Source organism: Spiractinospora alimapuensis, assembly GCF_018437505.1.
Lineage (GTDB): Bacteria > Actinomycetota > Actinomycetes > Streptosporangiales > Streptosporangiaceae > Spiractinospora > Spiractinospora alimapuensis.
On sequence record NZ_CP072467.1, the window covers coordinates 1,893,262 to 1,917,344 of the forward strand.

At 67.8% G+C, this 24,083-nt stretch carries 28 protein-coding genes; 18 read left to right on the forward strand and 10 right to left on the reverse strand.

What is annotated here, in order from left to right:
* Positions 1-695: 695 nt before the first annotated feature.
* The 14 genes from J4H86_RS08665 (at position 696) to J4H86_RS08735 (ending at position 13,360) form a co-directional block, all read left to right on the forward strand.
* Complete coding sequence (locus J4H86_RS08665; protein ID WP_236542988.1) at positions 696-1,862, forward strand: hypothetical protein; 1,167 nt, start codon at positions 696-698, stop codon at positions 1,860-1,862.
* The gene (gene cpaB, locus J4H86_RS08670; RefSeq protein ID WP_236542989.1) at positions 1,859-2,701 is read left to right on the forward strand and encodes a Flp pilus assembly protein CpaB; all 843 of its coding nucleotides are present in this window, start codon (positions 1,859-1,861) and stop codon (positions 2,699-2,701) included. The genes J4H86_RS08665 and cpaB overlap by 4 nt, the downstream gene beginning before the upstream one ends.
* A complete protein-coding gene (locus J4H86_RS08675) occupies positions 2,698-2,880 on the forward strand; it encodes a hypothetical protein (protein ID WP_236542990.1) in 183 nt (60 codons plus the stop codon). The genes cpaB and J4H86_RS08675 overlap by 4 nt, the downstream gene beginning before the upstream one ends.
* Entirely contained in the window at positions 2,877-4,529 is a 1,653-nt protein-coding gene (locus J4H86_RS08680; RefSeq protein WP_236542991.1) for an AAA family ATPase, read from the forward strand. The genes J4H86_RS08675 and J4H86_RS08680 overlap by 4 nt, the downstream gene beginning before the upstream one ends.
* Positions 4,526-5,131, forward strand: a complete 606-nt coding sequence (locus J4H86_RS08685) for a hypothetical protein (protein ID WP_236542992.1) — start codon at positions 4,526-4,528, stop codon at positions 5,129-5,131. The genes J4H86_RS08680 and J4H86_RS08685 overlap by 4 nt, the downstream gene beginning before the upstream one ends.
* Before the next feature lie 13 nt (positions 5,132-5,144).
* Positions 5,145-6,476: a CpaF family protein gene (locus J4H86_RS08690; protein ID WP_236542993.1), complete on the forward strand. Its 1,332-nt coding sequence runs from the start codon at positions 5,145-5,147 to the stop codon at positions 6,474-6,476.
* A gap of 2 nt (positions 6,477-6,478) precedes the next feature.
* Positions 6,479-7,426: a type II secretion system F family protein gene (locus J4H86_RS08695; protein WP_236543956.1), complete on the forward strand. Its 948-nt coding sequence runs from the start codon at positions 6,479-6,481 to the stop codon at positions 7,424-7,426.
* Between the two features lie 8 nt (positions 7,427-7,434).
* A complete protein-coding gene (locus J4H86_RS08700) occupies positions 7,435-8,337 on the forward strand; it encodes a type II secretion system F family protein (protein ID WP_394356465.1) in 903 nt (300 codons plus the stop codon).
* A 123-nt stretch (positions 8,338-8,460) separates the two neighbouring features.
* Complete coding sequence (locus tag J4H86_RS08705) at positions 8,461-9,618, forward strand: sensor histidine kinase (protein ID WP_236542994.1); 1,158 nt, start codon at positions 8,461-8,463, stop codon at positions 9,616-9,618.
* A 74-nt stretch (positions 9,619-9,692) separates the two neighbouring features.
* Positions 9,693-10,328, forward strand: a complete 636-nt coding sequence (locus J4H86_RS08710; RefSeq protein WP_236542995.1) for a response regulator — start codon at positions 9,693-9,695, stop codon at positions 10,326-10,328.
* A gap of 144 nt (positions 10,329-10,472) precedes the next feature.
* A complete protein-coding gene (locus tag J4H86_RS08715) occupies positions 10,473-10,724 on the forward strand; it encodes a hypothetical protein (protein WP_236542996.1) in 252 nt (83 codons plus the stop codon).
* Between the two features lie 32 nt (positions 10,725-10,756).
* Positions 10,757-11,746, forward strand: coding sequence for an aggregation-promoting factor C-terminal-like domain-containing protein (locus J4H86_RS27600; RefSeq protein ID WP_394356466.1), 990 nt, complete (start codon positions 10,757-10,759; stop codon positions 11,744-11,746).
* A gap of 46 nt (positions 11,747-11,792) precedes the next feature.
* Positions 11,793-12,818, forward strand: coding sequence for an OmpA family protein (locus J4H86_RS08730; protein ID WP_236542997.1), 1,026 nt, complete (start codon positions 11,793-11,795; stop codon positions 12,816-12,818).
* 8 nt (positions 12,819-12,826) lie between these two features.
* Positions 12,827-13,360 (forward strand): hypothetical protein, encoded by a 534-nt coding sequence (locus tag J4H86_RS08735; RefSeq protein WP_236542998.1) that lies wholly within the window; start codon positions 12,827-12,829, stop codon positions 13,358-13,360.
* On the opposite strand, the gene J4H86_RS08740 is transcribed toward J4H86_RS08735, so the two are convergent.
* Positions 13,357-13,743, reverse strand: a complete 387-nt coding sequence (locus J4H86_RS08740) for a hypothetical protein (protein ID WP_236542999.1) — start codon at positions 13,741-13,743, stop codon at positions 13,357-13,359. The genes J4H86_RS08735 and J4H86_RS08740 overlap by 4 nt on opposite strands.
* Before the next feature lie 186 nt (positions 13,744-13,929).
* Between J4H86_RS08740 and J4H86_RS08745 the strand changes: the two genes are divergently transcribed.
* Both J4H86_RS08745 and J4H86_RS08750 read left to right on the forward strand, forming a co-directional pair.
* Entirely contained in the window at positions 13,930-14,184 is a 255-nt protein-coding gene (locus tag J4H86_RS08745; protein WP_330932533.1) for a winged helix-turn-helix domain-containing protein, read from the forward strand.
* 63 nt (positions 14,185-14,247) lie between these two features.
* Positions 14,248-14,856 (forward strand): methyltransferase family protein, encoded by a 609-nt coding sequence (locus J4H86_RS08750; RefSeq protein ID WP_236543001.1) that lies wholly within the window; start codon positions 14,248-14,250, stop codon positions 14,854-14,856.
* An 11-nt stretch (positions 14,857-14,867) separates the two neighbouring features.
* Here the strand turns inward: J4H86_RS08750 and J4H86_RS08755 are convergent, their stop codons facing one another.
* The 5 genes from J4H86_RS08755 to J4H86_RS08775 all read right to left on the reverse strand — a co-directional run bounded on the left by J4H86_RS08755 (position 14,868) and on the right by J4H86_RS08775 (position 18,861).
* Positions 14,868-15,635 (reverse strand): SDR family oxidoreductase, encoded by a 768-nt coding sequence (locus J4H86_RS08755; RefSeq protein ID WP_236543002.1) that lies wholly within the window; start codon positions 15,633-15,635, stop codon positions 14,868-14,870.
* A complete protein-coding gene (locus J4H86_RS08760) occupies positions 15,635-16,339 on the reverse strand; it encodes a VC0807 family protein (protein WP_236543003.1) in 705 nt (234 codons plus the stop codon). Before J4H86_RS08760 ends, J4H86_RS08755 begins: the two co-directional genes overlap by 1 nt.
* A gap of 133 nt (positions 16,340-16,472) precedes the next feature.
* Entirely contained in the window at positions 16,473-17,096 is a 624-nt protein-coding gene (locus J4H86_RS08765; RefSeq protein ID WP_236543004.1) for a TetR/AcrR family transcriptional regulator, read from the reverse strand.
* A gap of 122 nt (positions 17,097-17,218) precedes the next feature.
* Positions 17,219-17,641, reverse strand: coding sequence for a ferredoxin (locus J4H86_RS27405; RefSeq protein ID WP_330932506.1), 423 nt, complete (start codon positions 17,639-17,641; stop codon positions 17,219-17,221).
* Positions 17,642-17,646: 5 nt separating this feature from the next.
* Positions 17,647-18,861, reverse strand: coding sequence for a cytochrome P450 (locus J4H86_RS08775; RefSeq protein ID WP_236543005.1), 1,215 nt, complete (start codon positions 18,859-18,861; stop codon positions 17,647-17,649).
* A gap of 99 nt (positions 18,862-18,960) precedes the next feature.
* On the opposite strand from J4H86_RS08775, the gene J4H86_RS08780 reads away from it, so the two are divergent.
* On the forward strand, positions 18,961-19,620 hold the full coding sequence (locus J4H86_RS08780) for a TetR/AcrR family transcriptional regulator (protein WP_236543006.1): 660 nt from the start codon (positions 18,961-18,963) through the stop codon (positions 19,618-19,620).
* Between the two features lie 132 nt (positions 19,621-19,752).
* On the opposite strand, the gene J4H86_RS08785 is transcribed toward J4H86_RS08780, so the two are convergent.
* Entirely contained in the window at positions 19,753-20,469 is a 717-nt protein-coding gene (locus J4H86_RS08785) for a hypothetical protein (protein ID WP_236543007.1), read from the reverse strand.
* A gap of 127 nt (positions 20,470-20,596) precedes the next feature.
* Entirely contained in the window at positions 20,597-20,872 is a 276-nt protein-coding gene (locus J4H86_RS08790; protein ID WP_236543008.1) for a GntR family transcriptional regulator, read from the reverse strand.
* 520 nt (positions 20,873-21,392) lie between these two features.
* On the opposite strand from J4H86_RS08790, the gene J4H86_RS08795 reads away from it, so the two are divergent.
* Positions 21,393-22,094, forward strand: coding sequence for a hypothetical protein (locus J4H86_RS08795; RefSeq protein WP_236543009.1), 702 nt, complete (start codon positions 21,393-21,395; stop codon positions 22,092-22,094).
* A 51-nt stretch (positions 22,095-22,145) separates the two neighbouring features.
* Here the strand turns inward: J4H86_RS08795 and J4H86_RS08800 are convergent, their stop codons facing one another.
* A complete protein-coding gene (locus tag J4H86_RS08800; RefSeq protein WP_236543010.1) occupies positions 22,146-23,288 on the reverse strand; it encodes a PrsW family intramembrane metalloprotease in 1,143 nt (380 codons plus the stop codon).
* Positions 23,285-23,839 (reverse strand): hypothetical protein, encoded by a 555-nt coding sequence (locus tag J4H86_RS08805; protein ID WP_236543011.1) that lies wholly within the window; start codon positions 23,837-23,839, stop codon positions 23,285-23,287. Before J4H86_RS08805 ends, J4H86_RS08800 begins: the two co-directional genes overlap by 4 nt.
* Positions 23,840-24,083 lie beyond the last annotated feature (244 nt).

Below are 24,083 nucleotides of genomic sequence, written 5' to 3' on the forward strand. Positions count from 1 at the left end.
GGGATAGATCACCCCCCTGTCGCCTCCGTGAACCCAATGAGCAACCATCGCTTTGACCTGGAACGAAGCGACCTCACCCCGGCGGCCACAGCGCCCACGACACCCTGGCGTGGATGTCGCGCCAACTCCCGGCCAGCAGGAAACCATCGCGGGAAATGAGCACCGCACACCGAGGAGGCCAGCGCTCACCAGCTTCATTGCTCCATGCTCGGATATCGCACCTGACACCACACCGCTCCCCTCAGAGTCCGGAGCAGGCGATATCGCGGGCCAGTCTCCGATTCGCCATCAGCCGCGATTGGTCACGCGGCTCAGAGTGTCCACGACAACACGCGCGGCGACTAGGCGCGCACTGGCTCAACTTCCTCGAGGGCCGCGACGAAGTTCTCCAGGCGACAGCGGGAGCCAGCCACTGCGTTGACCCGCCACCTGACGGCTAACCACCGAAGATCAAAACCCAGAAAACGGACATTAACACCATCAGCAACACCCGCCACTCACATCAAGATCAACTTTCTCGAACCGGAAAACGATCATTGTTGACCGATGGCTGTTTTTCCCCAGGCCCCGGGCACACCCTTACACCACTATGCCGGATTCGCTACGATGCGCCGTAGGCCCAATTACTGACCAGTCACTCAGCAATAACCGAAACAGATCAACCGCCTCACTCTGCCCCCAGGAGACCAAGCGCAGTGACCGCCGCCCGACCACGGTCCCAGTGCGCGGTCGCTCTGCTTGCCGACATACCTGGCACAGGACATCTCGGCGACGCACAGGCGCACCGCTTCACGTTGGCGGGTTCCGACCTCGCCATGCGATGCGCGGAATTCATCGATTTCGCCCGGTCCTCGGTCGAGGCCGGCCACAAGGTCCTCGCGCTCTATCCCGAGTGGCGGGCGACGACCGCGCTGCGCGCGGTCCGGTTCGCCCGTGGCGCGTTGGGATCGGACCACATCGCGGCCATCGGGCTCAACGCCTCCCCCCTCACCCTGTCCCTGCTCGCCGACCAGCTCGCCTATCTGGCCCCCTACCTGCCCGCCGGCATGATCGCCTCGGTCACACGGGAGCTGCCCAGGCACCTCGTCAGCGGTGGGTGGCTGCGGTCGGTCACCAAGCTCGCCACCTTGCCCACCTCGTTCGGGCAGCACCTCGGGTCCTACTCCCCCGGAGCGGCCTTCCTGGCGGTGTGCGCTCCGGAACCGCGCGTGGTACGGGTACGTAACGAGGACGCCACCGCGGGGATCCCGTTCCGCCCGGTGGAGCCCGTGCAGGTCCTGCTGTCCTCGCCGTCGAACGTGGACACCACGGCGTTCGACGACCGGATCCGACCGGCGCTGCGCCCCATCTCGGTGCGGACCCTGCCCGAGCAGCCCTTGGGCGCGGACTTCTTCGGCACCGCCAAGTACCTGGAGTTCGTGGCGCTCAGCGCCCATCCGTCAGCGCTCACCCAGGCCGTGCACAACGTGCGGGCGACGTTGTGCCGCTGGTGCAGGGAGCCCACGAGCGCACAGAGCTGTCCCTTCTGTGGCTCCGCCACCCCGCAACCGGCGCCTCGTCCGGCCACGTCCGGACCGCGCCGGACCGCGGTCCCCGCGGAGTCCGGCGTTCTTCCGCCAGCTCCAGCTCCCACCACCGCGGGCGTCGCGGCACACCCCGCACGGCGCCCCGAGCGCTCGGACCGCGTGGAGCGCTCCACCGACCCCGGGGGCCTGCCCCTCATGGCGCCGAGCGGCCAGTTCCGCTCCGAGCCGATGCGGCCCGCGGAGATCGCCGTCCGTGGCGCGCCACCCCCCACCGAGCCCACTGACGATCCCCTACCCGACCCCACGCCCCTACCGCCGGAGACCGGATCGCGATGAACCCACGCCAACGACGCGGTGTCGTACTGATGATCCTCGCGGCCATTTGCGCCGTCGCCGTGGCATCCCTGGTGGTCAGCTACACCAACAACCTGCGCCAGGAACTGGGCGGAACCGTGCCGGTGCTGCGGATGACCGCGGACGTGCCGCCGTTCGAGGAGATCACCGAGGAGATGATCGAGGTCGACGAGGTCCCGGCCGCGGGCTTCGGTGACCATGACGTCTTCCTGTCCTCCCCGGAGGACCTCGCGCCGCAGGCCGGGCAGCTCCCGGTCTCCACGGTCTTCCTCAACGAGGGGACCATGCTGCAGGAGAACATGCTGGACTTCGCGCCCGACCTCGGTGAGGGGGAGCGCGAGATCGCCATCATGGTGAACGCCGAGACCGGGGTCGCCGGCAAGATCGACCGCGGCGCGGTCGTGGACGTGTACGGACTGCAGCAGGGCTCGGAGGACGGTCCGCCGTGCGCGGTGCGCATCCTCACCCAACAGACCGTCCTGGAGATCGGCGAGCTCGTCAGTGAGACCGACGCCGACACCGGTCTCGCCCAGGGCGTCGTCCCGGTCACGTTCAAGCTGACCCCCCAGGACACCCTGCGGCTCACCTACGCCGAGGGCTTCATGGGCACACTGCGTCTGGGCCTGGTGAGTCCGCAGGGCAGCGGCGACCCCGGTGAGGACCGCTACTGCGCCGACACCGACGAGCAGGACTTCGACGCAGCCGGGGACCACGGACCGGGCACGGACCCGCTGCCCGAACTCGACGAGGACGAGCTGCCGGACGACGCGACCCCCACCGACGAGGAGACCGCGACGGACGAGGAGGACGAGGACGCATGAGTCCCTCCGCGCTGATCGCCGGCCGCGCCCTCGAGGTTGAGTCCTCCCCACAGCCCCGCCGCGACGCCGCCCCCATGCCCCATACCGCCCGCGCCACGAAGGCACCGGTCCCGTTCGACCCCGGCGAGGCCCCACCCACCCCCACCCCCGCCGACACCAACGAGGACGAGGACGCATGAGCTTTCGTGCGCTGGTCGCGACCCCCAACGCCGAGCTGGAGTCGTCGCTGCTGCTTCGCTTCGACGAGGTCTCGGAGTGCGAGGTCGTCAGCACCCTGCGCTCGTCCCGTGAGGTGTCCGACGCCGTAGCCGAACTCCCGGTCCTCGACGTCGTGCTCATTCACGCCGACCTCGGACCGCTGCCGGTGTTCGACCTCATCCGCGACCTCTCGGTCCACTACCCGCAGTTGGCGATCATCCTCATCGCCCCAGAGGTGCTGCCCGAGACCTACACCAGCGCGATGGAGGCCGGGGCGCGGGGCGTGCTCGCCGCCGACGCCACCCTGGAGGAACTACGGACCCGCGTCACGACCGCGGCCGAGTGGTCACGCAGCCTTCGCAGCCGGATCGAGTCGAGTTCGGCGGAGGAGTCCCCCACCAGCGGGCGCCGTGGCGCGATCCTCACCCTGAGCGGGGCCAAGGGCGGAGTCGGAGTAACGACGACCGCGGTGCACCTGGCGCTCAACGCAGCCCAGGCCGGCGGCACCGTCTGCCTCGTCGACCTGGACCTACAGACGGGCGACCTGCCGGCGTTCCTCGACCTCAAGCACCGGCGCGGGATCGTCGACCTGGTCGAGGCCGGCGACACCATCAGCGCCGCGATGCTCGCCGACACCCTGTACGTGCACCCCGCCGGACCCCACATCCTCCTGGCCCCCCCGGAGGGCGAGCGAGGCGAGGAGGTGGGGGAACGCGCCACCCGGCAGATCCTGGCGAGCCTGCGCTCCCGCTACGACCTCACCATCGTCGACTGCGGCGCACAGTCCACCGACGCCTCGACCGCGGCGGTGGAGCTGGCGGACCGGTCCGTCGTCATCCTCACGCCGGACCTACCCGCCCTGCGCGGCGCCCAACGCCTCACCACCCTGTGGGAACGGCTGCACGTGCGGCAGAAGAAGGACGTGTCCGCGCTCATGGTGCGCCAACACCGCCGCAACGAGATCCAACCCGACCTCGCCCGCAAACTCCTGGGCACCACCCTGCTGCGCACCGCCGTACCCGCCAACTTCCGCGCCTACGAGGAGGCCGCCAACACCGGCGACCCGAGCCGAATGACCGACGACTCCCAACGCAAGGCACACGCGCGTGTCCTGGGCGAGTTGGGGCTGGTCGGTGCCAGTGGCGCAGCCACTCAGAACGGGCAGCGGCCGACCCAGGTCGGCACCACGAACCACTTCGGCAGGGAGGCCGAGTCCTTCCTCAGCGGTGGCAACCGGCGGATCGACGACCGGGGCGGCACCCTGCTGGAGCTCGCCTCCCTCACCCCGCTGCTGCTCCTGATGCTCCTGCTGGTGTGGCAGGTGCTGCTGATCGGACTCACGGGAATGTACGCGGGGCACGCCGCCAACGAGGGCGCCCGCCAGGCCGCGCTCACCCCCGACGACCACGAACGCATCGTGGAGGAGGCGACCAAGCGGGTCATGTCGCCGTGGGACCAGGAGGACACCTTCACGGTCGAGGTCGAGGACCGGACCGACGGCCAGTACGTGGCGGTGAGCATCGCGATGCCGGTCGTGCTGCCAGGTACGACCGGGCCCTGGGACGTCACGGGTGAATCGCGCGTGGTGCCCCAGGGCGCGGGCGGTGACACCGCCGAGGGGGCACGATGAACCCACTCCACGCCATTCGCACCCACAGGAAGAGTGCCGCGTCCCCCCATCGCGGCCGGCCCCGTGTACCGGTACACGGGACGGGCGGCGTACCGGTATGTCGCGATCAGCATCCCGACGCCGACCGCACCACCAGGTCCGACCACACCCTGGAGCCCCACCAAGGGGGCGACACGATCCCACGCCACACCACCAACCACCACCAGCGGAGCCCCGCGCCCCAGCGACGGCTCCGGCTCAGGGCACGGCGCCACGCGCGTGACGACCGTGGATCGCAGTTCCTGGAGTTCGCCGCTTATCTGCCGATCCTGCTGCTGGTGGTGGTCGTCGCGCTCGAGACATTCCTGACGTTCGTGGCCATGGAGCGGATGCACAGCGCCGCGGGGCTGGGCGCTCGGCTCGCCAGCACGGACGGCGTGGAGACCGCGCGGGCCGCCGCGGAGAGGTCACTGCCCGAGTGGGTCGCCCCGGAGGAGGTCACGGTCGCGGTCGACGGGGAAGGCGGCTACTACGGCGAGGTCACCGCGAATGTCCCGTTCCTGTTCCCCGCCGCCGGCCTCGACTTCCCCGTCAGCCGACGCGTCGACATGCCCGCGACCTGAACTGGGGGGACCGATGAGTCTGAAGGACCGGCTGGCGATGGACGGCGACGCGCCGGATCCGCGCCACGACCGTGGCAGCGTGGAGCACTGGCGCCAGCGGCTGTTGGACGAGATCAACCTGGACGACCTCACCACCCTCACCATGCCGCAGCGACGGATCCGGCTGGAGAAGGTCGTCGGCCACATCCTGTCCCGCGAGGGCCCGGTGCTCTCGGACCGGGAGCGCGGCAACCTGATCCGTCGCGTGGTGGACGAAGCTCTGGGCCTGGGCGTACTGGAGCCCCTGCTCGCCGACGAGAGCATCACCGAGATCATGGTGAACGGCCCGGACAACATCTACGTCGAGCGCCGCGGGCAGGTGCAGCGGATGGAGGCCAAGTTCGCCTCCGAGCACCAGCTCTACCAAACCATCGACCGGATCGTGGCCCAGGTGAACCGCCGGGTGGACGAGTCCAGCCCGATGGTGGACGCCCGGCTGCCCAGCGGGGAACGCGTGAACGTCATCATCCCGCCGCTGTCACTGTCCGGTCCGATCCTCACCATCCGCCGCTTCCCCCGGCCCTACCGCATCGACGAACTCGTCGAGATGGGCTCGCTGGACTCCGAGACCGGCCTGTTGCTGGCGGCGATGGTACGCGCTCGCCTCAACATCGTGATCTCGGGCGGGACCGGCACCGGAAAGACCACCTTCCTCAACGCCCTGTCAGGCTTCCTCCCGGGGACGGACCGGATCGTCACCATCGAGGACTCCGCCGAACTGTCGCTGCTGCAGGAGCACGTGGTGCGGCTGGAGTCGCGGCCCGCCAACATCGAGGGGCGCGGGAAGATCGCCATCCGCGACCTCGTCCGTAACGCCCTGCGTATGCGGCCCGACCGGATCATCGTCGGTGAGGTCCGCGGCGAGGAAACCCTGGACATGTTGCAGGCCATGAACACCGGCCACGACGGTTCGCTGGTGACGGTGCACTCCAACTCCGCCGACGACGCGATCCACCGGTTGCAGACCCTCGCCACCTTCGGCACCACCCAGATGCCGTTCGAGGCAGTGCGAGACCAGATCAACAACGCGGTGGACGTCATCGTCCACCTCAACCGGTGGCCGGACGGGTCACGCCGGGTCGAGGCGGTCGCCGCGGTGGCGTCCCGCCGCCACGAGGAGTTCCTCCTCCAGCCACTGATGACCTTCCGCGCCCACCGGATGGCGGGCGACCGGCGGGTGACCGGCCAAGCCCAGTACCTCCCCCTTCCCGATCACCTCTCCGAGCGCATGCTGCACTTCGGGGAACAGGTCCCCAACGTGTTCCACACCGGAGGAACCACCCAACCAGGGGAGGTGCCACGGTGACCCTGTCCGATCTTTTCACCGTCACCGGCCCCTATCTCATCGCCGCCACCGTGGTGGTGGGTGTGGCCCTCGCGCTGTGGGCGGGACGGGAGTTCTACGCCGCGGCCCGACAGCGGCGCGTCATCGCGGCCCGCAGCGCCCTCGCCGAGGTCGAGCGCCGCGCCACGACCCCGTTGGCCCGTTTCGACAGCCTGGTGCGCAGCACGGAGGCCGGGCGATGGCTGGAGCGCCGGATCCAACGCTCCGGCGTCGACCTGCGGGCGGGCACGGCGGTCGCCGGGATCGTCGGCGGTTCGGTGCTGGCCGTGGTGGTGGTGTGGCAGGTCCTGGCACCGGTGCTGGGGATCCTGGCGATCGCCGCCGTCTCGGGCACGTTCTTCGCCTACCTGCGCCAGCAGGAGAGCCGCCGGCGGGAGGAGTTCACCGCGCAACTGCCGGACCTGGCACGGGTCCTGTCCAACGCCACCTCCGCCGGACTCGCTCTGCCCACCGCGATCGACATGGCTTCAGAGGAGCTCGCGGATCCGGCCGGCGCCGAGCTACGCCACATGGCCAACTCGCTGAAGCTGGGAATGCCCTTCGAGAAGGCGTTGGAGGACCTGCGCACACGCATGCCCTCCCGCGAGATCGGGGTACTGGCCAGCACCTTGTTCGTCGCGTCCCGCTCCGGTGGGTCCCTGGTCACCGCGCTGCGCAACATCTCCGAGACGTTGGAGAACCGCAAGGAGACCCGTCGTGAGGTCCGCACCATCCTGGGCGAGACCACGGTGACCTCCTGGGCGTTGGTCGTGTTCTTCGTGGCCGCGCTGTTCGGGGTGAACCTCGTGTTCCCCGGCGTGTTGGAGACCATGACCACCCAGATGCCGGGCCAGCTCCTCCTGGGAGGCTCCATGGCGCTCACCGTGGTCGGTATCGCCCTCATCCGCTCCGTGACACGGATCAAGTTCTAGGGGGCGCCGTGGACCTGGGATTCCTGATGGCGCTGGGGCTGGGCCTCGGCTCCGCGACGTCGGTGCTCCTCGCGGTGTACGGCTTCTACCTGGTCACCGGCGGGCCCACCCCGTCCGCTCCCAGCCTGCCGACACCGCAGCGGGAACGCCCCCCACGGGTGTTCTTCATGCACCACGTCACCGAGGGGCTGGGGCGTCCGTTCTCTGCGGCGCTCCTCAACCAGATGGGCGACAAACGGCGCGACGCGGTCCGCTTGCGGATCGAGGGCGCGGGCCGACCGTCCGGGCTCACGGTGGAACGCTACGTGGCCCGCAAGACCGGCGAGATCATCCTCTACGGCGGGCTCGCGCTGGTGCTACTGCTCACCGAACGCACCCTGCTGGGGCTGTTGTTCGTCGGATTCTGCTTCTTCACCGACCTCGACCTCTACGGGGCGGCGCGCAAACGGCGTGACGAGATCGAGACCCAGCTTCCCGACTTCCTCGACGTGCTGGCGGTCACGGTCACGGCGGGGTTGTCGTTTCGCACCGCGCTGGAACGGTCGTGCGTGTCCATGCCCGGAGTGCTGTCGGAGGAGTTCCGGCTGGCGCTGCGGCAGATGGAGCTGGGGACGAGTCGACGGGAGGCGTTCGAGGGCTTGCGGCGGCGCAACAAGGTGGAGCCGCTGTCGCAGTTCGTCACCGCGATCCAGCAGGCCGAGGAGCTCGGCGCCCCACTGGGGACGGCTCTGGTGGAGATCAGTCAGGACATGCGCCGATCCGACGCCCAGTTCATGCGCCGCAAGGCACAACAGCTCAACCCCCGCATCACCGCCATCACCGCGGCGACGCTGATTCCCGCCCTGTTCATTCTGGTGGCCGGGGCACTCTATGTCGGCTCGGAGGTGAACTTCAGTGCCCTCTTCGGCTGACCACTGTCCCGGATCCACACCCCACCGCCACACCAACGAACCAGAGATTGTGGAGGTGCTGGCCAGCTCACCACGTCTCCGACAACCGAACCCTCGCCCCTCGGACGAGAGCGGGTACGCGTGTTGACCTCCGCGCACAGCCTGCCGCGATCGACGGCGCTGGTGCGGCTCTTACTCCAGCTTCGGATCGCCCTGACAGCGATGGCGGTGCTGTTACTGCTGTCCAACGGGCGACTCGACCTCACCGTCCTCCTCCTCGCGATCGCCTACGCGCTGTTGACGGCCTTGGTCGCGTGGCAGTGGCAGGTCGTCGCGCCGCAGATCCAGCACCACCCCGTACTCGTCACCAGCGACATCGCCTGTGCCTTCTTCATCCTGACTGTCGCCGGGCCGGCGGGCCCGTTCTTCTTCGCCACCGTCCTCACCTCCGCGGTCGCGGGGATCATCTTCGCGGTGCGCGGCGTGCTGCTGGTGGCGGCCTTCCAGGTCTTCTGCTACCTGGGGGCGCTCACCGCCCCGGGGGCCGCGCTGGGGTTCCAGGAGGTGGTGATCCACCCGCTGATGTACGTCGGGGCCGGGTATGTGGGGTTGCGACTCAGTCGGATCTTCGCCCGGTTGGCGGCCGAACAGGCGGGGCGACGCGACGCGGAACGCGCCGCCGCCGCTGCGGAGGAGCGGGCCCGGCTGGCGCGGGACATGCACGACTCGGTGGCCAAGACCCTGCGTGGAACGGCGCTCGCCGCACAGGCCCTGCCGATCTGGCTCGCTCGGGACCCCCAGCGGGCGCGGGAGACGGCCCTCGAGGTCGCCCGGGCGGCGGACACCGCGGCGATGGAGGCGCGGCAGCTCTTGGAGGGCCTGCGCAGCGAGTCACCCGTACGGTTCGCGGACGCCGTCCGGGACACCGCACAACGGTGGTCGCGCGAGACGGGTATCCCGGTGGAGACAGCCATCGAGGCCGAGGACGCCGATCCCGGGGGCATCGCCCGCTACGAGGCCCTCGCCATCCTGCGTGAGGCTCTCACCAACGTGGAACGTCACGCGGCCGCGGCACAGGTCCGGATCGCCCTACGTGGCGACGACGGGCACGCGGAACTGTCCGTCACCGACGACGGCCGCGGCTTCGGGTTCACGCACCCACCGGCGGGCCACTACGGGATCCGCGGTATGCGCGAACGGGCCGAGCACGCCGGCGCGGCCCTCACCATCGACTCCTCGCCCAACTCGGGAACCGTCGTCCGGTTACGGATCCCCCTGATGCTGCTCGAGGCCCCGCCATGACCGGCCAACCCCGCCCCCCGCCGCGGCCCCGCCGCGCTACGTCCCCCAACCCCGACCTACTGGATAACTCCCACATGACCGAGATCCGCATCCTCATCGCCGATGACAACCCCATCGTCCGCACCGGCCTGGTCACACTGCTCGAGGCGGAGGACCTCACCGTCGCTGGCGAGGCCCGGAACGGGCGAGAGGCCCTCGACCTCACCCGCAGGCTTCGGCCAGACGTCGTGTTGCTCGACATCAGAATGCCCCTGCTGGACGGACTGGCCGCGGTCGAGACCCTCAGCGCCCAGGCGACGGTGATCATGTTGACGAACAGTGACAGTCCCGCGAACGTGCGGTCCTCGATCCGACGCGGCGCCGCTGGCTACCTGGTGCACGGCCAGTTCGACGCCGGCCAGCTCGCGAACGAGATCCGGTCGGCGGCCAACGGCAGCAGCACCCCCATGTCGGGCACGGCGGTCCGCGCCCTGATGGACACCACCCGTAGCGCCCCGACGGGCGTGGACCTGCTCCGGTTGACCCGTCGGGAGCGGGAGGTGATGGAGCTGATGGCGCGCGGGCTCACCAACGGCGCGATCGCCAAGGAGCTCACCCTGTCGGAGAAGACGGTGAAGAACCACGTGAACCACATGTACGCCAAACTCGGAGTCACCAAGCGGCCGGAGGCGATCGCACGGTGGAACGAGGCGCTCCAGGAGCAGGAGTGACCCGTGTGACCAGCACGCGGCGGAGCGGGAGGGGCCCACACAAAGTTGGGACTGGTCGGCCCTTCTCGCCTCGCCCCCCGCTGTCTAGATTGTGAAACAACTCCGGAGACCACCGATCACCTCTTCACCCCCAAGGGGGACGCCATGGTCCGTCTGATCAACCGAGTCCGCCACCGTCAGGCCGGTCTGAGCGATGACCGCGGCGGCCCCATGCTGGAGCTCGCGGTCGTATTCGGCATCGTCGCCATCATCGCGGTCGTGGTGATCTCGCTGGCGAGCGAGAGCCTGGCGCCGCAGGTGAGCCAGTACATCCAAGGCCAAGTCAATGAAGCTCTGGGGGGCGAGGGCGGCGGCGCGGAGAACGACGGCGGCGGCACCGAGACGGTGAACGACTAGCCGACCCACTTCCCTCTCACCCCTGGAGCAGTATGCGGCGAGCGCGCCCGATGCGGCGGGCCGAGGATCGGGGTCACGCCACGCTTTTCGTGATCCTCGGCCTGACGCTTGCGCTGCTCGCGCTCACGGTGTTGTTCATCCGGATCGGCGGCGCGCAGGACCAGCGGTCCCAGGCGCAGACCGCGGCCGACGCGGCGGCTCTGGCTGCCGTGAGCGACATCAAGGACCGTGCCGCGCAGCGCATCCTGGACTTCGGCTTCGCCAACGCCACCTACGACATGGCGGCCGGACGGGCCCAGGCGGAGGCGTACGCACGCAGCAACAACGCGATCCTGGACGACATCCGGGCCAGCGATAACAGCTTCGGCAGTACCGGCCATGTGGTGCGGGTGGAGGTGCGCGGGGCACTGTGTCAACGCGAGTTGGAGGAGGACCGGTCCCGGCACTGGTCCGACCTGGCATGCGACGGCACGGAGGAGGACGAGGACTTCAGCACCATCGAGGGCAACGCGGCGGCCATCGCCGAGGTGGACATGCCGCAGTGCTCGGGCAGCTTCTTCTCGGAGGGGGCCACCACCTGCGATGGCGTAACGATCTCCGATCTGGAGAGCGCGCGCGGCGTGATCGAGGTGCGCCTGGTGGAAGAGGAAGGACAGTATCTCTACACGGGCGTGAGCGGCGCTGGCGTGGGCGGTGACCTCGGTCCGGTGGATCCAGGATCGAACCGGGCGATCGCGCAGGACATGCTCGGGGACTACGGCTGGGGGCAGGACCAGTGGAGCTGCCTGGACAACCTGTGGGAGAACGAGAGCAACTGGGACCACACCGCGGAGAACCCAAGCTCGGGAGCGTATGGGATTCCCCAGTCGCTACCCGCGGACAAGATGGCGAGTGCTGGCGATGACTGGCGTACGAATCCCACCACCCAGATCACCTGGGGTCTCACCTACATCGAGGAGCGGTACGGGAGCCCGTGTGCGGCATGGGACTTCTGGCAGGCACAGTCTCCCCACTGGTACTAAACGGTTGCGGTTGTTCCGTTCTCCCACTCCAGAAATGGAGGCGTGAATGCGCCAGGAATCCGCCATTTCGAACCTTCGATGGCTCGTGTCGGCGTGCACCCTCCTCATGGTGCTCACCGGTTGCGTTGCCACCGACGATGCGGAGCAGGGTGGGGGCCAGACGGAAGAGGGCGGTTCCCAGGGAGATGACAGTTCGTCCGCTGACGAACCGCTGGGCTCCTCAAGCGGTACCTCGACCGACGGAGGTGCCGATCTCGTATTTGAGATCACGGGCCTCGGACCTACGTCAGACGAATCCCTGCTGCTTGAGTTCAGCATCCAGAACAACTCTGACGACACTCTTCCCTTTCAGACCGCCCTTTCGGGAACAGAGACATCGGCCACACCCAATGCGGTAACACTGATCGACCCAAGCAATGCCCAACGGTACTTTCCCCAGGAATTCACCGATGGATCCTGCTTCTGCGCGAACTGGGACGACCAACCCAATTTACGCCCTGGAGATTCGCTCGATATCTGGATCGTTTACCCAGAGCTCCAGGCGGATACGGACAACATGATCGTGGATATCCCCCAGTCGCCGCCAATCATTGATATCCCCATAGGTAGCGAGACGACACCCCCAGATCAACCTTCGGGAGATCTGGCCGAACCAAAGGTTCTTGATCTGTACAACTTCGCGGACAATCTTGACGATGGGACAAGTCGCAGTGAATCCGAGGAGGAGACCGCGATCATGCTTTCCACCGACGTTCTGTTCGAGACCGGGGAGTCAGCGCTGAGTGAGGATGCTGAGGGCGTCCTCGAAGAGGCGGGAATCGAGATCGACGACGCGAGTGGCGAACTGATCCAGATCGAAGGACATGCGGACGACACGGGCAGCGACGCCGTGAACGATCCGCTGTCCCTTGATCGGGCGGAGGCAGTGCGTGACCATCTCGAAGGAATCGTAACTCGCTCCGATGTCGTCTTCGAAGCGGAGGGCTTCGGGTCAACAGACCCCATTGCCGACAATGAGTCCGAAGACGGGCGAGAAAAGAACCGCCGCGTCACCGTCACTTTCGCAAAATAGGAGCCACCATGCACCTCCGCCTCTTTTCGAAGGTGATCGCAGTCGCTACCGGAATCCTCTTGCTCACATCCTCTCCCGCCGGAGCAGCACCGATCCCGACACAACCAAACTTGGACGAAAACACTCTTGCCGAGGGAGCAAGCGATTCCTCGACCACCCAAGGAGGAACAGCGAAGGTCAACGCCCTCGATCGAACCGACAACGGAGTCACCGCCCTCGCATGGACTCTGGTGAACGAGGGAAACGATACTATTTCAATCCAGGCCAACGTAGTCGGCAACACATACCTCTATCGAGGCTGGGCGTTCAGCGGCGTTACCCTTCTCGATCAAGAAGACCAAGTGCGCTATCACCCGTTGATGGACGATGATGGCGGTTGCCTATGCTCAGCGGGCGAAGGAGTTCCGCCTGAGTTCGTGACCATCGTCGGAGCGAACCGGCACGCTACCTACTCCTCGATGTTCCAGCTCCCCGAGGATGTGGACGCGGTGACCGTTGAGATCCCGGGCTTTGAGCCGATTGAGGACGTTCCGGTCAGCTAAGCGTCGAGCACGGGCCACAGGATGAGGAGTTCTCCGTCGATGAGGAGCTCCATCCGACCGCTTGCCCACCGTGAGGGCGCGCTGGCGTGGCTGAACAGGCGCACGAGGCCGGTGTGCGACACCACGATGATGCTGCTCCGGGGCAGTCGGAACACGCCGTCGACGTCTTCACACATCGCCAAGAGGCGTGGGCTCGCCACACCGTAGAGCAGCCGCCCTGGCGCCGGAAGACGCTCGCCTTCTCCCCACTCGTATCCCACGACGTTGCGGTGATAGCCCCTGTGCCCCTTCGGCAGCGCACAGCCGTGTCGATCATCGGAACCCTCCCACCCTGGCCGCGCCGCCCGACACTCCCGCTCCCCTGACGGTCCTACGATGGTCATCGTCATCAGCTCCCTTGGATAGCTGGTGGCCGCGCCGCGGGAGTCTTCACCGACTCGCCGCGGTCTCTTTGTTTCGACTATACGCAACCTGTATCGACCTGTCACGTGCCATGTCGTACTGACGAGCATAATTGCAGGTCAACTAGGGTCGTCACTATGAGAATCGATCTCGACGGCCCGGAACCCATGTACCGACAGATCGCCGTCCTGATCTCGATGGAAATCGAGAAGGGTGACTATCCACCAAATCGCCCAGTTCCCTCCGAAGCGGAACTTTGCGATCGATTCAGCGTCTCCCGTCGCACCGCACGCTCGGCCTACGACCTCCTCGCGGAACACGGCTGGATTGTCCGCGCCCCAGGAAAGGGAACTTACGCCGCCGCCACCCCAGGAACTCCCCTCGGGAACCAACCCCCCACCCCTCACGACAGCCAAGGCTGAACCTAATATCAATACATGCTACGGTGAATCCAGTTAGCAGTGTATTGATTGTGGAGGCTGTTCATGGCCGTCGTCGCGCTCGTGCTCTACCTCGTCGGCGTGTTCGTGGCCTTCGGGCTGAAGTCCTACTTCGCCTGGCGTCGAACTGGGGACACGGGGTTCCGCCGTCCACAGGCAGCCGCGTTCACCGGCGCGTGGTGGGGGTACCGGCTCTTCGTTCTCGCGCTGCTGATCTCGCTCATGGCCCCGGTCCTCGGCGTCGCGGGGCTCTGGCAGATTCCCGTCACGGTGGAAGTGGCAGGCGCGGGGATCGTCGTGATGGCCGTTGGTCTGGTGTTCACGCTGATGTCGCAGACGGCGATGGGGACCTCGTGGCGGATCGGGGTGGACTCGAGTGAGACCACGGACCTCGTCACCTCGGGTGTCTTCGGCGTCGTCCGCAATCCCGTGTTCACCGGGATGGGGGTCGTGCTCGTTGGCCTGGTGGCCGTGGTCCCCTCCCCCGTGGCGGCACTGGCGCTCGTCAGCTACGCTCTCGCGGTGCAGCTACAGGTCCGCGCGGTGGAGGAGCCCTACCTGCTCGCCACCCACCCCGAGGACTACGGGCGCTATGCCGCCCAGGTCGGACGCTTCGTTCCCGGACTGGGGCGCGTCACCCGCGTCGGCGGGTAGCCGCCACGGTGTCAGGCGCGCCACTGACGGTCCCCGAGCAGCGCGGCTTCGGAGCCACCGTCGGCGAAGATCACCTGACCGGTGACGAAGTGGTTCTCCGGGCCGGCCAGCCAGCGGATGAGGTGGGCCACCCATTCCGGACGCCCCGGGAATCCACCGAGGGGTTGGGGTGCGGCTGACTCGATGGCGGTGCGCACGGAGTCGTCGTCGAGGATCCAGGCGGCGGCGGGCGTGTCGACGACGCCGGGGGCGACCGCGTTCAGGGGAATGCCGACACCCGCCCATCGCGGAGTCGGGGCGGTCCTGCGGATCCAGCCGTTCAACGCGCGCTTGGCGATGCCGTAGACGGCCTCTTCCAGTGCCGCATCACCTGCGACCAGGGCGGTCGCGGCGTCCTCGTCGCCGGCGGCACAGGCCGTAAGGACCCTCTCGTCGGCCGGTGCCAGCGATGACGTCGAGGACACTGCCACGGCCCGTGGAGCGTCGGCGCGCGCCAGGAGGGGACGCAGTCCCTCGAGGGTCGCGACCGTGCCGAAGTAGTTCGTCTCCAGCAACCGGGTCTGGCCGCCGCCGGCGATCGCCAGCACGGCGTCGATGCGCCCCCACTTCGCCACCTGTTCGACCAGCGACTCGCGTCCGCTGGGCGAGGAGAGGTCGGCGATCACGTCGGCGTCGCGTAGGTCGCAGCCGATGACCTCCGCGCCGAGGTCGCGAAGGACCTGAGCCGTACAGGCCCCGATGCCCGAGGCCGAACCCGTGACGACGTACCTGCGCTCCATCAGCGCTCCTCCTTGTGAGCGTTCTCGACTTCGAGTTCGAGGGCTTCGAGATTCAGAAGCGGTTTGCCCTTCTGCCGGAAGTAGACCTGGCTACACACTTCGGCGAGGAGGATCAGCGCCACGAGCTTGATCGCCCCGATCAGCGGGACGGTGTCGATGGGCATCGTGTAGGCCAACACCACCGTGCTCACGGCGTCGATCAGCAGCGCGGAGCCCCAGATCGCCGTGCCCACGTACACCACGCGGCGGAAGGCGGGCGTGTCTCGCCAGGCGACGTCGATCCGCTCGCGCACCGTGCCACCGGTGAAGGTCCGCAACGCGAACAGGTAGTAGGGGGTGGTCCGGGCGAGGGTCAGCAGGATCGCGATGCCCACCACCGCGGTGACCCAACCGTCGCGCGCCAACAGCGTCCTCGGACTGCCCGTCAGGAAGGAGAGCGCGACGCTGAGCAGCAGGGCGGTCATGACGAGGCCGGCGAGCATGTCGATCCGGCGCTTGGTGACCACCGAGTACGCGGTGTTGGCGGCCGGGGGGATCAGCCCCAACAGCAGGGCCAGCCACTGGTCGACACCCGCGACGCGGAGTCCGTAGAACACGACGATCGGGATCACCGCGTTGACGACCAGGCTCATCACGATCTCGCGTTGTGGGCTGCCTTCGCGGCCGGGCGCCTCCGGAGCGGCGAGGTCTGGGGACCGGTTCATCGTCGTTCACCCAACTCCTGGAACTCGCTTCCATTGACCATACAGTCAATAGTATTGACCGAGGGGTCAATAGTCCAGTCCAGAAGTGAGGACGAAGAACGATGCTCCGGGCCTGACGTTGCCCCTCGCGCAGTCAGCGCTTAGCGCGCATCCCGCCGAGCAGGATCTCCGCGAGCTTGTCCGCGTAGTCGTAGGGATCGACCTCCGGGTGGTCCCGGAAGTACATGAGCATCATGTCGATCGACCCCTGGTAGGTGACCGCCATGACCGTGGGGTCGAAGTCGCCCAGACTTCCCTCCGCCTGACCGCGACGGAAGAGGTCCTCCTGTGCGCGGTACAACTCGCTGTAGAAGTCGACGGTCACCTGCTCCGTGCCGTCCGGGCTGTGCAGGTTGTGGATGATCCGGTTGAGGGCGATGAGCTCGTCGCGGTGCGTGCGGATCTGCCCGGCGGCGACGCGGACGGCGGCCCGGATGATGTCCGGCACGGGTTCGCCCAGGTCGAGCATGTCAACGACGTGTCGGTGCATGACCCGCATGGTGCGCTTCGCCGTGGACTCCATCAGGTCGTCCTTGTCGGTGAAGTAGTGCCAGATGAGTCCTTTGGCGACTCCGGCCCGCTTCGCGATGCGGGTCAACGAGGCCCCCTCGTAGCCGCGATCCGCGACCTCCAGGACGGCGGCCTCCATGATCTGCTTCCGCCGTTGGTCCTCACTCAGACGCTGCCGGGAGCGGGGCGCGCTGGACGTCGGAGTCATGAGGACATCAGCCGCCAGCCTGGTTTCGGGTATCCACGGCACGCATATTACGCGGCACTCACCAACACGAACCCGACCGCTGGCCTCGCTGACCGGGGGGTGGGCGCGGGGTCCCCCCTTCGTCACAGCGTAGGAAATTTCGGGAGGCGGTGCGGATCTCCGTCCACAGGGTCGGGGGCGTCTGTCTGGGCAGCGACTTGTGCGGTCCGTGTGCGCGGAAGCGCGGCGCGGGGTCGCTGTCCCGAACGCGTCGTCCGTCGGGTCGGGTCAGCGTCACTCCGATCCGCGCCCGTCGAGTTCAGGACGGATCGGGCCGTCCCGAGTCGGACCCCATTTCCGAGATGGGCGGGGCTCTGGTCGATGGCGAGGGCCCGGCTCGGGCACAGTCGCACGGCCTCGACCACCGCGTCGCGCACCCTCTCCCGTGGATCCGGAAGGAGCACCCTCACCAGTCCGTCCTCGTCGGACTGGTCGAAGACCTCCGGAACGGTGAGGACACACATTCCCGCACCGACGCAGACGCGGGTGTCGGCGGTGACGCGCATGGCGCCTACCACGTGACCGGAAGCGCGTGCAGGCCGTACAGGAGCGCGCCGTGCTTGTAGGCCAACTCGTCCGTCGGCGCGGCCACGCGCAGTGTGGGGATCCGCGAGAAGAGCGAGGAGAAGGCGACCTCCAGCTCCAACCGGGCGAGGTTCTGGCCGAGGCACTGGTGTACGCCGTAGCCGAACGCGACGTGGTGCCGAGTGGCACGGTGGACGTCGAACCTCCCCGGGTCGGGGAACGTCTCGGGATCCCAGTCGGCTGCGGCGAGTAGGGCGATGATTCCCTCCCCCGCTCGGATCACAGTGTCACCGAGCTGGGTGTCCTCTGCCGCGATCCGGGTGGTGATGCTGTCGGCGATGCTCAGGTAGCGCAGCAGCTCCTCGATGGCGCCGGGAAGCAGGTCGGGGTCGGCGTGGAGCGCGGCGAGCTGCTCGGGATGCTCCAGCAACGTCACGACACCCAACGAGATCATGTTCGACGTGGTCTCGTGCCCGGCACTGAGCAGCATCAGGCACATCATCACCAGATCCCCCCGGGCGAGGTCTCCCGCGGGCTCCAGCCGCTCGGTGACCAAGGTGCTCAGTAGATCATCGCCGGGTTGCCGCTGCTTGCGGGTGATCAGTTCGTCCATGTACGCGCGTAGCTCGCCCAGTGCGGAGCCGGACTGTTCCGGGGAGCTTCCTCCCGAGGCGACGGTCCTGCTCCGGCTCTGGAAGAACGCGTGATCCTCGTAGGGCACACCCAGCAACTGGCAGATCACCAGTGACGGAAGCGGCAGCGCGAAGGCCTCGACCAGGTCCACCGGAGGCGCGGCGGCGAGCATCTCGTCCACCAGCCGGTCCACGGTGGCCTGGATTCCGGGCCGCATCGTCTTGACCCGCTTGTGGGTGAACTCCTGGATGAGCATGCGGCGGTAGTAGCTGTGCCGCGGTGGATCCATCCGGATGAAGGGCGGTCGCCGCAGGAACTGTTCCTGCCCCGGGAAGAACGTGGGGAACCCCGGACGGGTGCCGTCGGCGCTGAACGAGGGGCTGCTCAGCACGGTGCGGACATCCTCGTAGCGCGTGACGATCCAGGCGACACCACCCGTGGGCAGCCGCACCTTGGCGACGGGTTCCTCGGAGCGCAGCCGGTCGTATTCGGGCGGCGGGGAGAACGGGCACCGCGGTTGCCGCTGGATGGGGAAGCTTCGACTCTCCGATGGCGTGGTCTGGGACATCGAACACTCCTCTGACAAGTGGAGGGAACCCCTCCAGTTACTCTTGAGGCTAAGCTAGCACAATCGAAGGGATTCCCTCCACATCGCTAGGAGCGCCGGTTGACCGAGAGCGTGCCGCTGCGGGCAGACGCCCGCCGCAACCGCGAGCAGATCATCAGCACCGCCCGCGACGTCTTCCTCGAGGACGGCACCCACGCCTCACTCGAGGAGATCGCCCGGCGCGCGGGCGTCGGCATCGCCACGCTCTACCGCAGGTTCCCCGACCGCCACGCCCTCGTCCGGGAGGTCGCCCTGGACAACATGCGGCGCGTGGATGAGGAGCTGGACCGCGCGACGGACGAGCACGACGACGCCTGGCACGCGTTGGCGCAGTTGATTCGGCGTATGGTCGACCTCAAGATCGGTGTCTTCATGCCTGTGCTGGCCGTCAACCTGGAAGAGGACATGCGTGAGGAGGGAGGCGTGCTGAAGGACCGGCGCGACCAGCTCCTCGAGCGCGTGGAACACCTCACCCGCACCGCCCAGGCCGACCGGCGGCTCCGGCGCGGCGTCACCCCGATCGACGTCTTCCTCGGAGTGATCAAACTGTCCCGGCCACTGCCGGTCGTCGGTGCCACGCTGAACAAGCTGTTGGTCGACCAACAGCTCGAGCTGTTCCTCAGCGGCCTGCGCGCCGTCGAGCTCGACGCCACCGCACCCCTGAACGAACGACGGCTGACCGTCACCGAGCTGGACCACTACCTCAGGGCAGCGGAGTAGTCGCGCGCCCCCATCGGGTTTCCTCCGCCCCCATCGGGAGTTCTCCACATCGAACCGGTGGGGGTGCACCCCGACCTGCGGCTGCGAGCACACCGACCCACGCGCGGCGAAGCGAACGGCCAGCGACCGACCTCAGGAAGCGTCCGCTGTGACGACTTCCTCGATCGCGGCGTCCAATGCGCCGTAGTCGGCGTGGGTGTATACCTCGCTGATGTCCTGGAACGTGGCGTCGCTGATGAGCGAACCAGGGCACTCCCCGGAACCCACCGGGATTTCCCCGGACTCGACGACGTCCCCACTTCGCAACGCGTAGACGGTGTACTCCAGGGTCTGTTCGTAGAGGGGGTACTCTTCGGTCTCCCCGGTCCCGACGTGGGTCACGAGAGAAAGACTCTCTTCGTACTCACACGTGTCGATGCTGTCGCTTCCGCGCGACCCCACCCCGACGCACACCAACAGCTCCGTGTCCTCGGGTGATTCGGGCAACCAATCCTCGTAGTCCGAGGAGTCCTCCAACCGGTGCCGCGCGGAGTGCGCGTCGTTCAGTGGGGTGCGCCGGAACACGGCCGTCGCGTGCGGACCCGTTCCCGTGTACTCGGCGGCATCCGGGTAACCGTCGGAGATGTCGTCCTCGGAGCCTGAACGGCAGTACGTCACCAGGTCCTCGACATCGTCGAACGTCGGGGCGGGAGACTCGGAGGGCGTGCCGGTGGCTTGGGGGGCGCTGGCCTCGCTCGCCCCGTCATCACTCGAACAACCTCCGGCGATCAGGAGAATCAGTCCGACCGCCCCCAGGAGTCGCCCTCGGCGGGACGACCACCGCGCGATACACCCCTCGGGGAATGTCATCGTGAGCCCCTCTCCAGTCCGCCGCCACTCAAGCTTCACCGAACCAATAGTCACACCGCGTCTAGGTGGAACTCACACCCGGGGCGTCCGCGACGAACGTTCCTCGCTGGGGCAGCGTGACCATCAGCTAGTCGCGGGGAAGAACGAATACTCCCTTGCCGTTCACGACGCGCACGATTCCCTGTTCGGCAAGCCACGTCGTGGACTTGCGCACTGTCCCACGCGCTAGTCCGAACTCCTGAACTAGCTGGGTGATGCTGGGGATCGGCCGATGTGGAACGTATTCACCGCGTTCAATTCTCGCTATCAAGATGGCCGAAAGTTGCAGCCATACCGGGTCAGGCCCATCCGGGTCCAGTTCACTTTCAGGGCCATAACCAGGGGGAACCCTTCCCTCATACATGCGCCCACGGTGCCATGCCAGCACCCAGGCCAGAATGTTGTGTCAGGCCATGGCCGACCATGACATGGTAAAGATAAGATTACGCCCGCCCGTGAAAGGGACCCCGGCGATGTGCGGCGAACACACCCCGGGGCCGTGGCCGACCTGCGAAGGACAGGACGACATGAGAACCCTACTTGCCGTGCTGAGGGCAATCGCACGACTATTCCGCCCCACACGGGGGATCCACGCCTCCCCCGCTGGCTACTTCCGAGAGCTCTCTTCCGAGCTCCGCAACCACACCGCACCGCGCCACTTCGACCCGCCTCCCGAGGCCCGCCGTGCCGCGATTCCGCGCCCCCGCCCGCCGGCCGACTCCCCCCGCCCCTCCGGCCCCTCGACCAACGCCGCCCGTCACCGATGAGGGGAACGGTCCGCGCCTCGTACGTCTCTACGTCCTGGCCCACGAGCAGCGGATCGCCGCGCAGCGCCGCCGCCCAGCGCAACACGCGCGGGGCTCCTGGTGGTTGGGGGCGATCGCGTGACGCACACGGTCACCCTCTTCCGCTGCCACGCGGCCGACGTGCTCCGAGTCGAGGTCTTCGCCAGGGGAGAGCGCCCCGGTCACGACGTCCGCCTGGGAGACCTCGTCATCTGCGGTGCGCACGCCGAGGACGCACACGCCTTCGGCTACTCCGCCTGGCTCGTCACCCGCACGACCCGCGATTCCAGTCGCCACGCCTGCGGGACACTGCACGTCTTCGACACCGAACGCATCCAGACGCTCACCCGTGCGTTCGCCGGTCCGTTCACCTGTGTGGAGTGGCCGTGTCTTCTGCCCCAGGGCCATCGCGCGCCGCACGGCGGCAGTCCACCTCCGTTGTCCGGTGTCAGCGGGTCCCATCCCCAGCACCTCGTCATGGAACTCGCCACCCGGTTGGGCACCCACGGCGATCCCCGCGACCAACTCGCCCACGCGGACGCCGCCTTCGCCGAGCTCGACAGTCACATGCGCGAAGGAACCCCGGTTCCACCCTGCTGGCGGGTCGCTGACGCCGACGAAGCCGCCCAGGACCAGATCACCCGGGCCTACGACGCCCTCTCCGAAGCCCTCCGGGAAACCGAGTTCACCGTGGACGCCTGCCGTGCCGCCCTCGACGCGGCGTCGAACGCCTGGGACATCCTGAACACCGCCCTGACGAAGGGGTCCCCGCTCCCCCAGCCCTGGCGACGGTCCGACTAGTCCACCAACCGACACATCCCGTGGGTGCGTACACCCACGGGATGTGGTCGCCTACGAGCCGTACGCCGCGGCACGGTCCTCGGCACGATTCACCAGGGCCTCCTGGCGTCGCCGCGCCTGGGCCCGGTCGGCCGCGGACGTCCGCCGCAGGGCCTTCCGGCGACCGCTTCTTCTGATGAGGGCACGCGCGGCGGCGGGTTCCACACCGAACCTCTCCCCCTCCTCGGTGAGAGCAGCCCGAACACGACGCCGATAGGCGTGGCGGATCACGAAGTAGACCACCAGCACCACGGTGAGGTTGAGCAACACCTTGACCAGGACCGCCGGGCCTTCTCCCAGCACGGGAGCGTTGAAGAACAAGTGCAGCACGATCGCCGTCAGCACGAGCAGGATCGCGGCCAGGACCCGGCGCGCGTTGGGACGCCACGCGCCCGCGGCCAGGAGACCGACGGCGGTGCCGGCCAGGGCCGACAGCGCCCAGTGCGTTCCCAGTCCCGTGACCGCGATCCGCACGAGCGATGACTGGGTCACCGCGGCGGCCCCGTCGACGCCGCCCGTCTGGATCACGGTCCCGAGGGCGTAGAGGAAGTTCTCGACGACCTGGAACCCGATCCCCACCAAGGAACCGATCACGAACCCGTCCACCGGTCCACGCACCACACGCGGAAACGCGACGGCGATCAGGACGATGCCAAGGAGCTTGAGTGGTTCCTCGTTGAACGGACCGGTCAGCGCCGCACCCCACGCAGAGGCGATCTCGGCGGGGAGGGTCTTGGTCCAGACACCGTCAAGCGCGTTGTTCGCCAGTAGCGCGAGGCCGGCGGCGGCAGTGAACCCCCAGGCGACAGCGACCCAGGACACCCCGGTGCTCGGTGCTCGTACCGGTCGGATACGGCGCAGGAGCCAGTACCCGAGGAGCAGGGTGAGGGCGGAGATCACGGCCGTCAGAGCCGCCACTCCGGGGAAGACACGGACCTCGCCCCAGAACTCCGGCGCCAGGACGCACACGCCGAACACGCACAGTGCGCCCAGAACGAAGATCGCACTGCGCTCCACCAACGGTCGCCCTGGTGGCTCTCCGTCCGTCGTGGATGGCGAGGCGGCCGTGGTCGACGACGCGTCGCCCTCCCGTGCGGCCGGCACCGCACCGGACACGTTCGAGGGCAGCAACGGTTCGCCTTGCGCTCTGCTCATGCGTCCTCCTCCTTGTCGGTGAAGGCCACTGACCGGGCGACGGTTCCCACGGCCTCCCCCAGGTCGACGGAGTCGTCGCGCGCGCTCAGCACCAACTGCGCGGCCGACCGTCCGTTCGGGGCGGGGTACAGAACCGCCACCCCCGCGTGCTCCCCGTTCTCGACGGCCCCGGTCAATCCATCGACTCCCTGACCCGAGGTGATGCGCGACGGATCGCCCAGCCGAACGTCGGCGTCCCTCGTTCGGAGGATGTCCTCGAATCCCTCCCACAGGCGGTTGGCGTCGGCCTCCATGGTCCCGGCGAGGTTCACCGGCACGGCCTGCAGTTCGAGCGAGTCGCGGACGAACAATTGGCCGTCTCCGGCGATCTTCCTCCCGTCGAGGTCACGCACCCAACCGTCCTCGGTCAGGGTCAGCGCCATCCGGTTCTCCGGAGTGTCGCTGAGAACGATCTCCGTGCCCGCGCGCACCGGCTGCTCTCCCGGAAGGAAGGAGTTGGCCACCAGTGACCCGCTGACCAATACGGCTGCCGTGGCCAGTGCTACGCCCATCGCCACCCAGGGGCGATTTCGCGCCCCTGGGACCGTCTCTCTCGACTCCACCACTCCGCGTACCCCCACATGACAATTGGGAATTTTCTTCGCAGATGAGACAGGTCGAGTGTTGTCCCCCACAAGGCACCGCGCACTCATTTGACGGTTAATTCACCCATTCATGGAGAAACGCGGCATCAGTTCGGTGCGAACTTTCCCTGAGCGACACCTCACCTGACCCCACGGTGACCGAGGTGATTCG

What these genes read in the sequence shown, in the direction of transcription:
- cpaB (WP_236542989.1), top strand. Translation starts at nt 1,859, where the DNA reads ATGAACCCACGCCAACGACGCGGTGTCGTACTGATGATCCTCGCGGCC.
- J4H86_RS08675 (WP_236542990.1), top strand. Translation starts at nt 2,698, where the DNA reads ATGAGTCCCTCCGCGCTGATCGCCGGCCGCGCCCTCGAGGTTGAGTCC.
- J4H86_RS08680 (WP_236542991.1), top strand. Translation starts at nt 2,877, where the DNA reads ATGAGCTTTCGTGCGCTGGTCGCGACCCCCAACGCCGAGCTGGAGTCG.
- J4H86_RS08685 (WP_236542992.1), top strand. Translation starts at nt 4,526, where the DNA reads ATGAACCCACTCCACGCCATTCGCACCCACAGGAAGAGTGCCGCGTCC.
- J4H86_RS08690 (WP_236542993.1), top strand. Translation starts at nt 5,145, where the DNA reads ATGAGTCTGAAGGACCGGCTGGCGATGGACGGCGACGCGCCGGATCCG.
- J4H86_RS08710 (WP_236542995.1), top strand. Translation starts at nt 9,693, where the DNA reads ATGACCGAGATCCGCATCCTCATCGCCGATGACAACCCCATCGTCCGC.
- J4H86_RS08715 (WP_236542996.1), top strand. Translation starts at nt 10,473, where the DNA reads ATGGTCCGTCTGATCAACCGAGTCCGCCACCGTCAGGCCGGTCTGAGC.
- J4H86_RS27600 (WP_394356466.1), top strand. Translation starts at nt 10,757, where the DNA reads ATGCGGCGAGCGCGCCCGATGCGGCGGGCCGAGGATCGGGGTCACGCC.
- J4H86_RS08730 (WP_236542997.1), top strand. Translation starts at nt 11,793, where the DNA reads ATGCGCCAGGAATCCGCCATTTCGAACCTTCGATGGCTCGTGTCGGCG.
- J4H86_RS08735 (WP_236542998.1), top strand. Translation starts at nt 12,827, where the DNA reads ATGCACCTCCGCCTCTTTTCGAAGGTGATCGCAGTCGCTACCGGAATC.
- J4H86_RS08740 (WP_236542999.1), bottom strand. Translation starts at nt 13,743, where the DNA reads ATGACCATCGTAGGACCGTCAGGGGAGCGGGAGTGTCGGGCGGCGCGG.
- J4H86_RS08745 (WP_330932533.1), top strand. Translation starts at nt 13,930, where the DNA reads ATGTACCGACAGATCGCCGTCCTGATCTCGATGGAAATCGAGAAGGGT.
- J4H86_RS08750 (WP_236543001.1), top strand. Translation starts at nt 14,248, where the DNA reads ATGGCCGTCGTCGCGCTCGTGCTCTACCTCGTCGGCGTGTTCGTGGCC.
- J4H86_RS08755 (WP_236543002.1), bottom strand. Translation starts at nt 15,635, where the DNA reads ATGGAGCGCAGGTACGTCGTCACGGGTTCGGCCTCGGGCATCGGGGCC.
- J4H86_RS08760 (WP_236543003.1), bottom strand. Translation starts at nt 16,339, where the DNA reads ATGAACCGGTCCCCAGACCTCGCCGCTCCGGAGGCGCCCGGCCGCGAA.
- J4H86_RS08765 (WP_236543004.1), bottom strand. Translation starts at nt 17,096, where the DNA reads ATGACTCCGACGTCCAGCGCGCCCCGCTCCCGGCAGCGTCTGAGTGAG.
- J4H86_RS27405 (WP_330932506.1), bottom strand. Translation starts at nt 17,641, where the DNA reads ATGCGCGTCACCGCCGACACCCGCGTCTGCGTCGGTGCGGGAATGTGT.
- J4H86_RS08775 (WP_236543005.1), bottom strand. Translation starts at nt 18,861, where the DNA reads ATGTCCCAGACCACGCCATCGGAGAGTCGAAGCTTCCCCATCCAGCGG.
- J4H86_RS08785 (WP_236543007.1), bottom strand. Translation starts at nt 20,469, where the DNA reads ATGACATTCCCCGAGGGGTGTATCGCGCGGTGGTCGTCCCGCCGAGGG.
- J4H86_RS08790 (WP_236543008.1), bottom strand. Translation starts at nt 20,872, where the DNA reads ATGTATGAGGGAAGGGTTCCCCCTGGTTATGGCCCTGAAAGTGAACTG.
- J4H86_RS08800 (WP_236543010.1), bottom strand. Translation starts at nt 23,288, where the DNA reads ATGAGCAGAGCGCAAGGCGAACCGTTGCTGCCCTCGAACGTGTCCGGT.
- J4H86_RS08805 (WP_236543011.1), bottom strand. Translation starts at nt 23,839, where the DNA reads ATGGGCGTAGCACTGGCCACGGCAGCCGTATTGGTCAGCGGGTCACTG.